Annotated in this window: 8 protein-coding genes; 5 read left to right on the forward strand and 3 right to left on the reverse strand. The window is 74.7% G+C overall.

Annotation, left to right across the window (positions count from 1 at the left end; translation table 11 throughout):
• Window positions 1-123 precede the first annotated feature (123 nt).
• The 3 genes from ABZ951_RS20655 to ABZ951_RS20665 all read left to right on the forward strand — a co-directional run bounded on the left by ABZ951_RS20655 (window position 124) and on the right by ABZ951_RS20665 (window position 3539).
• On the forward strand, window positions 124-1071 hold the full coding sequence (locus tag ABZ951_RS20655; protein WP_344086045.1) for an alpha/beta hydrolase: 948 nt from the start codon (window positions 124-126) through the stop codon (window positions 1069-1071).
• Between the two features lie 102 nt (window positions 1072-1173).
• Window positions 1174-1716, forward strand: coding sequence for a hypothetical protein (locus tag ABZ951_RS20660; RefSeq protein ID WP_344086048.1), 543 nt, complete (start codon window positions 1174-1176; stop codon window positions 1714-1716).
• Between the two features lie 1145 nt (window positions 1717-2861).
• Window positions 2862-3539 carry a transglycosylase SLT domain-containing protein gene (locus ABZ951_RS20665; protein WP_344086051.1) on the forward strand — a complete coding sequence of 226 codons (678 nt, stop codon included), beginning with the start codon at window positions 2862-2864 and terminating at the stop codon, window positions 3537-3539.
• Between the two features lie 95 nt (window positions 3540-3634).
• On the opposite strand, the gene ABZ951_RS20670 is transcribed toward ABZ951_RS20665, so the two are convergent.
• The gene (locus ABZ951_RS20670) at window positions 3635-4762 is read right to left on the reverse strand and encodes a M4 family metallopeptidase (protein ID WP_344086054.1); all 1128 of its coding nucleotides are present in this window, start codon (window positions 4760-4762) and stop codon (window positions 3635-3637) included.
• Window positions 4763-5117: 355 nt separating this feature from the next.
• On the opposite strand from ABZ951_RS20670, the gene ABZ951_RS20675 reads away from it, so the two are divergent.
• Window positions 5118-7457 (forward strand): Orn/Lys/Arg decarboxylase N-terminal domain-containing protein, encoded by a 2340-nt coding sequence (locus ABZ951_RS20675; RefSeq protein ID WP_344086057.1) that lies wholly within the window; start codon window positions 5118-5120, stop codon window positions 7455-7457.
• A gap of 1052 nt (window positions 7458-8509) precedes the next feature.
• A complete protein-coding gene (locus ABZ951_RS20680) occupies window positions 8510-8689 on the forward strand; it encodes a hypothetical protein (protein ID WP_344086060.1) in 180 nt (59 codons plus the stop codon).
• A 17-nt stretch (window positions 8690-8706) separates the two neighbouring features.
• On the opposite strand, the gene ABZ951_RS20685 is transcribed toward ABZ951_RS20680, so the two are convergent.
• Together ABZ951_RS20685 and ABZ951_RS20690 are read right to left on the reverse strand one after the other, a co-directional pair.
• Complete coding sequence (locus ABZ951_RS20685; RefSeq protein WP_344086063.1) at window positions 8707-10044, reverse strand: cytochrome P450; 1338 nt, start codon at window positions 10042-10044, stop codon at window positions 8707-8709.
• A gap of 88 nt (window positions 10045-10132) precedes the next feature.
• A partial coding sequence (locus tag ABZ951_RS20690; protein WP_361280417.1) for a glutamate--cysteine ligase occupies window positions 10133-11314 on the reverse strand: 1182 nt, incomplete at its 5' end.

Below are 11314 nucleotides of genomic sequence, written 5' to 3' on the forward strand. Positions count from 1 at the left end.
CCGTGCGCGGCTTCGTCCCGTGCGGTTCCACCCCGCGCGGTTCCGCTTAGCGCCGGGCCGATTCGCGGGGCTTGTCGCGCGTGGGTGCTCCGGGCTCGGGCGGCGAGCTGGGATAGTGACGGCATGGCAGACGCTCACGCCGGGCCCGGCGCGGCGCGCCCGGCGGCCGGCCGTCCGCCGGAGCGCGGGCCCGCGCCGTGCGCCCGGGAACTGACCGTCCGCACCGACGACGGCGTCACCCTGCACGTGGAGATCGACGAAGCGCCGGGCCCCGTGCCCACCGTCCTCTTCGTCAACGGGCTCAACACCGCCCTGTGGTACTGGCAGCAGCAGCGCGAACACCTCACCGGGCTGGCCCGGCTGGCCTTCTTCGACCACCGCGGCCACGGCCGTTCCGGCCCCGCGACGGTCTCCGGGGCGACCGTCGCGCGGCTGGCCCGGGATCTCGCCGCGGTGATCGAGACCGTGGCGCCCCGGGGGCCCGTCGTCCTCGTCGGGCATTCCGTGGGCGGCATGGCGATCACCGCGCTCGCCGCCCAGCGGCCCGAGCTCTTCGGCCCCCGGGTGGTGGGCGCGGCGCTGATCGACACGCTCCCCGGCCGGCTCGCCGACGTCACCCCCCTGCCCAAGGCCCCGGCGCGGGCCGCCGCCCGGCTGCTGTGGCGCGCGCCCGCGGTGCGGGCCGGCCTCGCCACCGTGGCGTTCCGGCACCGGCGGACGAGCGCGGTGCCCGGCGCACCGGGCGGACACCTGCTCCAGCGGCTCGCCCGGTTCACGGGCGCGTTCCCCTCCTCCGCGATGTTCGCGCTCCTCGCCGACGTCGTGGTGTGCGACTACTACGTCGCTCTCGGCGTGTACGCCTCCGTGGCCACGACGGTGATCGCCGGGGAGGACGACCCCTTCTTCCCGGTGCGGCACAAGCAGCGGGTCGCCGGCCTCATCCCCGGGGCCCGGCTGGTCACCGTGCCCCGGGGCGGCCACGTGAGCCACCTGCACGCCCCGCAGGCGGTCAACGCCGCGCTGCGGGACCTGGCCGGGCTCGCCTCGGCGTCCCCGCGGAGCGGGCCGTGACCGCGAGGAGGTGTGCCCGCCGCCCGTCCGGGGCAGGGAACGCCAGTGCGCACAGCGGCGTGGTTTCCCACCCGGACAACCCGAAGGTGAGGACGGTCTCCCATGTTCTACGCATTCGGCTTCGAACGGATCGGGGTCGTGGTGAGCGACCTGTACTTCATCGACCCGGCCCCGGAACCGGGGCAGGACGGCGCGGAGCGGGGTGTGCGGCTGGAGCTGCGCCTCCTGGAGCCCGGTGATCTGACGGGCTCGATCTACTCGGCGCGCCCCATTCGCATCGACCGCCCCCTGTGGCGGGCCGACCTGCTGGAATCGGTGGCCGGGCCCCCCGGGAGCTTCGACCGGACCCACCACCACCCGCGCTTCAGGGACTGGGAGCCGGGCGGCCGGGTCTTCGTCGAAAAGCTGTCCGCCGACCCGCTGGGGTGGGTGGGCGAGCGGCTGGCCGACCTCGACGGCCTGCTCGGGGAGGCGGGAGTGGCCCCCGGTGAGGTCCCTCCGGGGGACGCGAGGGCTCTGCGCGAGACGGCCCCGCAGATCGTCGAGGCGGTCAGCCGGTTGCTGGACGGCGTACGAGCCGGAGAACTGGCCCACGCGCCGGCTTCGGCCGATCCGGTGACGGGCGCGCGCCTCAGCTGGCTCTGAGAGGGGTGCCCTGCCGGGCGGGGGCGCGTGTGCGGCTCGCCGTGTGCCCTGTCGGGCGGGGCGTGCAGGCGGTGTGACGGTAAGCGGGTCGCCGCACCGAGCGGTCCGGCCGGACGCCGTGCCCTGCGGGGCAGGGGCCGGACCCGTGTGGTATGTCTGCCGTTGGCCTGGCCTGGCGCCCCGCGGGGCGGGGGTCGGGCGCTCGGTTCGGTGGGCTGACTGGAGCTGAGCAGCCGTGCCCGCCCCCCGGGGCCGGTGGGCGGCCGCGCCGGATGGTTGGGGCCCGGGCGGCCGGGCTCCCCGCCTGAGCTTGTACGGGTCCGGCCTCCGGTAGGGCTCTGAAACCTCCGCTACCGGGCTGTCCGGGAACCCGGCGCGCGCGAGGTGCCCATGTATAGGCGTGCCGCACGGGGCCCCGGGGCGGGACGGGGCAGGTGGCCGTGTGGCGGGAGCCAGGGCAGGTGATGGTGTGCGGTGCAGGGTGGGCCGTATGTCCTGGGGGCCGCGGCGGGGCCCGCCTGTGGCGCCGGTGAATGGGGCGGGTGCTGTGTCCTCGCCCCGTATGCCCGGGCGGGGCGGCCCCCGCCTGTCCCGGGCGGGGCCGCGGCGGGCGCCAGGCCCCTCGTAGTGGTGTGGGCGCGGGGTGGGCCTCGGCGGGCCCCGCGTGTCGCGGCGGCGCACAGGGCGCGCCGCCCCCCGCTCGGTACGCCCGGGCGAGGTACCCCCGGGGCAGGCGGCGCGGCCCGGCTCGCCCGTGGCGCAGGCGGCGTGCGTCCCGTTCCCGTCCCCGGCCTCCGAGCGGGGCCGACGAACCCCCTACCCCGCCCCTTCAACCCCGCGCACTTCGTATCCGACCCGTCGCAGAACGTGGCCTGAAGGGCCCTCCCGTGTGAGCCCGCCCATGGGACCCAGATCACTTACGAAGCCGGCTAGTGGGCCACCCTGAGGTGCAAATCGGGCATTCCATGCGTTTCTCTCTGACCCTTTTCACGAAGCGGCGTAGTAGGTCACACCTTTGCCAGGGCGATTTCCCGCCGCTAACAATTGCTGAAGTCGCAACGGCGCCGTCGATCGAGACGCGGCGCTTTTTTCGCGCCGCTCCTGGCCACTGCGACCTACGCGATTGGGAAGAGGTTCATCTCCGCATGCGCTCCACGATCTCCAGCTCCGCCCGTCTGACCAAGGCCCACAAGTTCTCCGCCGCAGGCATCGCCACCGCCGGCCTCACCGCCGTGGTGTTCGCCGCGGTGCCCGGTATCGCCTCGGCCGCGGACACGCAGTCCGTCGCCGTGAAGCCGGTGGCCCAGAACGTCCACGCCTTCGGTGAGACGCAGGACGAGCAGCTGGCCGAGCGCTCCGCCGCCGCCGTCGCGCAGGCCAAGGCCGACGCCGGCACCGCCGTGAAGGCCAAGGCCAAGGCCGACGCGGACCGCGCGAGCCGTTCCGAGGCCCGCCAGCCCGTCAAGCCCGCCGCGGCCCCCGCGCCGGCGAAGAAGGCCTACGCCGACAACCTGGACGGCTGGATCAAGGAGTCCCTGGACATCCTGAAGTCCAAGGGCATCCCCGCCAGCTACGACGGCATCAAGCGCAATGTCATGCGTGAGTCGACCGGTAACCCCCGGGCGATCAACGACTGGGACGTCAACGCCGTCAACGGTGTCCCGTCCAAGGGCCTGCTCCAGGTGATTGACCCGACCTTCAAGGCGTACCACGTCGAGGGCACCTCCACGGACATCTACGACCCGGTCGCCAACATCACCGCGGCCTGCAACTACGCGGCCGACAAGTACGGCTCGATGGACCACGTCAACTCCGCCTACTAAAAAGCCCGCCCACTGAAAAGGCCGAGCGGACCACCGCCGAAGGGCGGCAGCACCCGGAAGGGACCGCTGCCGCCCTTCGGCATGTCACAGCCCGGTCACCTGACGTTGACCGCGGCCCAGGCGGCGCCGACCGCCCGGTGCTCGGGGCTGTCCGGCCCGTAGAGACCCGCGGCGGCGTACAGGGTGGCCGCGCGCACGCTCTGGTAGTTCGAGTTCGGCGTCATGCGCTCGGTGAGCGCCTTGAACAGGACCTTCTCGGCGGCCGCCCGGCCGATGCCGGTGACCGGGACACCGTCGTAGGTCGGGCTGTCGTAGAAGACGCTGTTGATCACCTTGGGCCCGCTGCCCTCGGCGAGCAGGTAGAAGAAGTGGTTGGCCGGGCCGGCGGCGTAGGCCGGGTTGATCTCGCTGATGCGCGGGTACCAGTAGTCCTTCGAGGCACCGTCCTTCGACGGTCGGTCCAGGTGGCGCAGGGTCTTGTCGCCTATGAGGTCCGCGTGCTCGGCGATGCGGTAGTCGCCGGGGTCGGCCTTATTGGCCGCGTGGAATTCCACCGCCACGGCGAAGGCGTCGCTCACCGACTCGCCCAGCCCCGCGGTCTCCCCGAAATAGTTGAGGCCGGCCGTGGCCGCGGTGACGCCGTGCGCCATCTCGTGCGCCCCCACGTCGATCCGGGTGAGGGGCCTGCGGGGGTCCGTGCCGTCGCCGTAGGTCATGCAGGACGACGTGAGGCTGTAGAAGGCGTTCACGTACATGTTCCCGTAGTGGACGCGGCTGCACGGCGCCCGCCCGTCGCCCCGGACGCCCTTGCGGCCGTGGACGCTCAGGTAGTAGTCCCAGAACACGGCGTGGATGTAGTGCGCGGCGACCGCGTCGGCCTGCTCGCCGCCCTCGCACCACACGTTGTCGTCGTCGGTGACCAGGGTGCCGTTCCCCGAGGTCCTGTGCTCCATGTCGTACGTCCTGTGGTGGCCCCGCACCGGGTCGTCGAGCTCGTAGCGGCCGGTGGTGGTGTTGTACGTGGTGTCGAGCGGGACTTCTCCGACGGTGCTTCCGCAGCCGACACCCGTGGCCGGGCCTCCCGCGGGGCGGGCCCCGGCGGGGGAGCCCGCCGCCTGTGCGGGGGCCGCTGTGAGGCCGGCGGCGACGGCGGAGCACAGCGCCGCAGTCAGCAGCGCGGCGCGTAACGGGCGTCTGGAGCGTGAACGCAGGGGAAACGGCATGGGGATGTCCTCTCGGTGGGACGGTGGATCACGGTGCGGTGCACGGAGACGCACGCCGACGGCCCGCGCTGCGCGACGCTCCGGGCGCTCTCCCGGCAGCCCGCTCCCACGGGTTCACGGCGGCCACACCATACTGCCGAGTGCTCCAACTCCCCAGCGTTGCACCGCACTTGTGGCGCCCACGGCCGCCGGACCCAGGCCGACCGCGCCCGTCCCCTGTTCGATTCCTTTATCGGTTCCCGGCCGCTGCCGTCCCCCTGTCGGGTGGTTTGGCCGGTCGCCCATGATCGGATCAACTCCCCCTGACCACACTGTCGTTCAGGTAAACCTGACGAGCTCACCTTGGGGGACGGAAATGGCCGGCGACACAGTGCTGTTCGCACTGCGCGAGGACCCGCTGGGGGACGGTGCCCAGGGCGAACAGCTGCGCAGGATCCGCAAGGCGGTGGAGGCCCACGGACCCGAGGTGCGCTGGGCCCGTACCGAGGCCGACGCGCGGGCGGTCCTGCGGACGGAGTCGGCCCTGGCGGCCGCGGTCGTGGAGTGGCACCTCTCGGACGGCGACGGCACCAAGGGCGAGCCCGGCGGGGCCGCGGTGCTGCGCCAGATCGGGCGGCGCTTCAAGAACCTGCCCGTTCTCCTCGTCATGGCGGACGACGCCGACGACGACCTCGACCGCCTGCCGCTGTGGGTCGCGGAGAGTGTCGTCGGCTACATCTGGCCGCTGGAGGACACCCCCGCGTTCATCGCCGGGAGGATCGCCGGCGCGGCACGCGCCTACCGCGAGACCGTGCTCCCGCCCTTCTTCAAGGCGCTGCGGCGGTTCGACGACGCCCACGAGTACTCCTGGCACACCCCCGCCCACGCCGGCGGCGTCGCCTTCCTGAAGTCCCCCGTCGGGCGCGCCTTCTTCGACTACTACGGCGAGCGGCTCTTCCGCAGCGACCTGTCCATCTCCGTCGAGGAGCTCGGCTCCCTCTTCGAGCACACCGGCCCCATCGGGGACGCGGAGCGCAACGCCGCCCGCATCTTCGGCGCCGACCGCACCTACTTCGTCCTCCACGGCGACTCCACCGCGGACCGCATGGTGGGCCACTTCTGCGTCTCCCACGACGAGATCGCGCTGGTCGACCGCAACTGCCACAAGTCCGTCCTGCACGGCCTGATCCTGTCCGGCGCCCGGCCCGTCTACCTCGTCCCCACCCGCAACGGCTACGGGCTGGCCGGCCCCCTGCCCCCGGCGGGCATCGCGGCGGCGGCCGTGGCGGACCGCATCGCCCGCAACCCCCTCATCCGGGGCGGGAGCCCGGCCGGTGCCGAGTACGCCGTGCTCACCAACTCCACCTACGACGGCATCTGTTACGACGCGCTACAGGTCGCGACGGAACTCGCCCCCAGCACCCCGCGCCTCCACTTCGACGAGGCGTGGTTCGCCTACGCCCGCTTCCACCCCCTCTACGCCGGGCGCTACGGCATGTCCGTCGGCCCCGACACCTTCCCCGGCCCCGGGCGCCCCACCGTCTTCGCCACCCAGTCCACCCACAAGCTGCTGGCCGCGCTGTCGCAGAGCGCCATGGTGCACGTCAAGTCCGCGCCCCGGGCCCCGGTCGAACACGAGCGCTTCAACGAGGCGTTCATGATGCACGGCACCACCTCGCCGCTCTACCCCGCCATCGCCTCGCTCGACGTCGCCGCCGGGATGATGGACGGGCCGCAAGGGCACTGGCTGATCGACGAGGCCGTCACCGAAGCCGTCCGCTTCCGTCAGGCCGTCGTCCGCACCGGCCGCCGCATCGCCACCGCGGGCGACCGGCCCGCCTGGTTCTTCGGCGTCTGGCAGCCCCCCACCGTCACCGACCCGGCCACCGGGGAACAGCACGCCTTCGCCGACGCCCCGGCCGACCTGCTGCGTACGCAACCCTCCTGCTGGCAGCTGGAACCGGGCGCCGACTGGCACGGCTTCCCCGGGCTCCGCGACGGGTACGCGCTGCTGGACCCGGTCAAGGTGACGCTCACCTGCCCCGGGATCGACGCGACCGGCGCCCAGGCCGAACGGGGCATCCCCGCCCGGGTCCTGACGGCCTACCTGGCGACCCGCAACATCGTCGTGGAGAAGACCGACAGCTACACCACCCTCATCCTCTTCTCCATGGGCATCACCAAGGGCAAGTGGGGCACGCTGCTCGACGCCCTGATGGACTTCAAGTCCCTCTACGACACGGACGCCCCGCTCGAACAAGTGCTGCCCGGGCTCCTCGCGCAATACCCACGGCGCTACGCCGGGACGACGCTGAGCGAGTTGTGCCACTCCATGCACGACCACCTGCGCCGGGCCGGCCTCGTCACCCTGCTGGACACGGCCTTCCAGGAACTGCCGGAGCCCGTCGCCCCACCCCAGTGGTGCTACCAGCAGCTCATCCGCTCCGGCACGGAGCGGGTCTCCCTCGCCGACGCCGCCGGACGCGTGGCCGCGGCCATGGTCACCGTCACCCCGCCCGGCATCCCCGTCCTGATGCCCGGGGAGTGCGTCGGCGCCGCCGACGGGCCGCTGCTGCGCTACCTCGGCGCGCTGGAGGCGTTCGACCGCGAGTTCCCCGGTTTCCGCAGCGAGACCCACGGCGTCACCGTGGATCCCGACACCGGCGACTACCGGATCGAGTGCGTCCGCGCGGACCGTCTCGGCGACCTCGCGTGAGGGGATGGCTGAGAACGGCGGGCGCGGTGTCGCTGGCCACGGCGGCCGTGCTCGTGGTGACGGGGGAGGCGGCCGCGGAGGACGCGGGCGCCGATGTCTCGGTCGGCGGTACGCCCGCGGTGACCGCGCTCGTCACCGGGCTGCCCAGGCTGGTGCCGCCGCACCCGCCCTCGCACGTCGGGGTGGACGCGCTGGGCGGCGCCGCGAGGGCCGAGGTGGTCGATACGGGGACGGGGTGCGTGAACGTCTCCGCGCGCGTCCTCTCCGTGGCGGCGGAAGTGTGGCTGACCTGCCGCGACGCGCCGCCGGCGCCGCCTGCGCCTGCCCCGCCTGTGCCGGCACCGCCTGCCCCGCCGCCTCCGGTGCCGCCGCCTGCCCCGGCACCGCCGGAACCGCCGGCACCGGAACCGCCCGCTCCACCGGCTCCTGAACCGCCGGCTCCTGCGCCCCCTGCTCCACCGGCTCCTGAACCGCCGGCTCCACCCGCTCCCGTTCCACCCGCTCCCGAGCCTCCGGCCCCTGAGCCACCGGCTCCTGCGCCTCCGGCACCACCGGCGCCTCCCGCACCGGCGCCTCCCGCACCGGAGCCCCCCGCGCCTGCGCCTCCAGCACCACCCGCACCTCCGGCACCACCGGCTCCGGCACCACCCGCTCCCGCACCTCCCGCGCCCGTACCGCCCGCCCCGGGGCCGCCTGCGCCGCCGCCGGCTCCTCCCGCACCCCCAGCCCCTCCCGCACCCGAGCCCGTGCCGCCGGCTCCGGCACCCCCGGCTCCTCCCGCACCACCTGCGCCGCCGGCGCCACCCACGCCTCCACTACCACCGGCCCCGCCCGCTCCGCCCGCTCCGCCCGTTCCTCCGGCGCCCCCGGCTCCCGCTCCTCCCGCGCCCGTCACGCCCGCTACACCCGCACCGCCGGCTCCGCCCGTCTCCGAGCCCCCGGCTCCGCCCGCGCCCGTTCCCGTCGTCAACGCACCACCCGCTGCGGCACCTTCGGCCCCCGTCCCCGCTCCCGCCCCCGCCCCCGCACCCCCTGCCCGGCCTCCCGCCCCGGTGCCGCCCACGCGTCCGGGGAGTCCGCCCCGCCCCCTCTACCGCAGCTCCGTCAAGTCCGCGACCCGGCCGTCGGACCAGCACACCTCGCAGGTCACGCGCGCCCTGCTGGTCACCGTCCCGGCCGTCCTGGCGGCCGCGCTGCTGAGGCCCCGGAGCGGCAGCCGGCGGAACCGCTGACACACCGGCCCCCCGGCTCAGCGGCGGTGGGTGACCAGCACGCGGGCGCCCCGCTCCGGGATCAGCGTCACGTGGTGGGCCCGCTGGGCCTCCGGCCGGGGGTGTTCCGGGTGGATGTCGTAGCGCGTGAGCACCTCGCGCAGCGCGACCGTCGCCTCCAGCAGCGCGAAGCCGGCGCCGGGACAGCGGCGGGCGCCGCCCCCGAACGGGATCCAGGTGTGGGGCGGGGGCTGTTCGTCCAGGAACCGTTCGGGGCGGAAGGCGTCCGGCCGGTCGTGGCAGGCCGGGTCCGACTGCACCGTCCCGATGGAGGGCATCACCGTGGCCCCGGCGGGCAGCCGGTATCCGCCCACGGTGAACGGCTCGGTGAGGCGCCGTGCCACCTCGTGCACGACCGGCTTCAGGCGCAGTGCCTCCTTGACGACGGCGGTGAGGTAGGCGTCGTCACCCTCGTCCGCGGCGCGCTGGGCCCGTCGCTGAAGTTCCGGCCGGCGGGCCAGCTCGTGCAGCGCCCACGCCAGGGCCGTCGCCGTCGTCTCGTGGCCGGCCAGCAGCAGCGTCACCAACTGATCCCGCAGCTCCGCGTCGCCGAACCCGCCGCCCTCCCCGGCCGCCTCGCTCTCCGCTCCGGCCTGCAGCAGCCGGGAGAGGACGTCGGTCCTGCCGCGCAGATCCGCGGCGCCGCGCCGTTCGGTGATCTCGGCGTACAGGAGCCGGTCGAGCCCCTGCTGGTGGGCCAGGTGCCGGCGCCAGGGCCCGAAGCGGTGGAGCAGCGGGTACGGCAGGCCGAGGAGGGTGAACGGGCCGAGGTCCGCGACGCCGCGCACCTGCGGGCGCATCCCCGACAGCCGCGCCCGGTCGGTCACGCCGAACACCACCTGGAGGATCACCTCCAGGGTCAGCGCCTGCATCCGGCGGTGGGAGGCGAAGGCGCGTCCCTCCGGCCACTGCTCCACCTCGGACCGGCTCAGCTCGCCGACCATGGCCCGGTAGCCGGCCAGGGCCGTGCCGTTGAAGGCGGGCACCAACAGCCTCCGGGCGCGGCGGTGTTCGTCCTCGTCGGTGAGCAGGAGCGAGTGGCTGCCCAGCACCGGGCCGATGATCATGTTCCCCTCGCCCGCGTGCAGGACCTCGACGGGGCCGGAGAACACGGTCCTGATGTCCTCCGGCCGGGTGAGGATCACCAGCTGCCGGGCGGGCGCCGCGAGCCGGAGGGTGAACACGTCACCGTACCGGCGGCGCAGCAGCGGGAACAGCCGGTGGCGGTACCGCGAGAACAGCAGGGTCTGCGCCACGGCCGGCAGCCGCGGGCCCGGCGGCAGCCCCGCCGTCGTGCGAGCGGTGTCGCCGGTCATCCGCAACTCCCGACGGTCGGATCGGTGTCGGGGCCCGGCCCCGGGGGCCCGGCCCGGCTTCACGGTAGCAGCGGGGGCCCGGCCGCGGTCAGGACGAACGCCGGGGGCTCTCGCAGGCGATCAGCTCGCCGAGCGCCCGGATGCCGCCCGTCGCCAGGGCCCTGCGCTGCCGGGTGGCCGGGGCGCCGCGGGCGAGGAACCCCCGCAGCAGGGAGGCCACTTCGTGGCCGTCGCCGTTGTCCGCCAAGGCGGGTGCGAGGTGTTCGAGCAGGTCGCGGACGAGGGCGGCCGCGGGCAGCGAGCGGCAGGGGAGGCCGATGAGCCGGTCGCCGAGGCCGTGGCGCGCCGCGTGCCAGTTCGCCGCGTGCAGGACCTCCGGCGGGCAGGGGGGCACGGGCAGCCCGGCGTCCTCCTCGCGCAGGGCGGTGGCCACCAGCGCGCGGACGATACCGGCGAACATCACCGCGTCCTCGACCGTCAGCTGCACGTCGAAGCAGCGGACCTCGATGGTGGGGTAGTGCTCGGAGAGCCGGGCCTGCCAGTAGATCTGCCCGGTGTCCGCGATCGCGCCGGAGGACACCAGGTCCGCGACCCGCCGGTCGTAGTCCGGGCCGTCGGCGAAGGCGGGCGGCGGGCCGGCGACCGGCCAGCGGCCGAAGATCACCGTGCGCCAGCTGGCGAAGCCGGTGTCCTCGCCCCGCCACAGCGGGGAGTTGCCGGCCATGGCCACCAGGACGGGCAGCCAGAGCCGGATCCGGTTCAGCACGGCCACTCCCGCCGACCGGTCGGGCACGGCGGCGTGCACGTGCATGCCGTTGACGAGCTGTTCGTCGACCAGACACGCCCCCCGCGCGCTCAGTTCCCGGTAACGGGGCTTGTCGGTGACCGGCGGGTGCCCCGGGCCCGTGAGCGGGGCGGCTCCCGAGGCGATGGCCCGGCAGCCGGCGGTGGCGGCCGCGGCCGCGATGGCGTGGCGCAGCCGCAGCAGGTGCCGGCCGAGCTCGGCCAGCTCCCCGCAGACGGGGGTGGCGACCTCCACCTGGGCCAGGAGCAGCTCCGGCTGGATCTCGCCCGCACGGGCGATCGTCTGCAGTCCGGCCGCCGCCCGGACCTCCTCCGCCAGGGGCAGGGGCACGGCGGTGTCGGGGTCGAGCAGGAGGTACTCCTCCTCGACCCCGAGGGTGATCACGTCACGGCGGGTGCCACCGCCGTGCGCGTGCGCGCCGGGCACCGGGGCGCCGCCGGGGGAGTCCCGCGGCGGCGCCCCGGT

Origin of the sequence: Streptomyces sp. NPDC046215 (assembly GCF_040646215.1) — a bacterium.
Classification (GTDB): domain Bacteria; phylum Actinomycetota; class Actinomycetes; order Streptomycetales; family Streptomycetaceae; genus Streptomyces; species Streptomyces stramineus.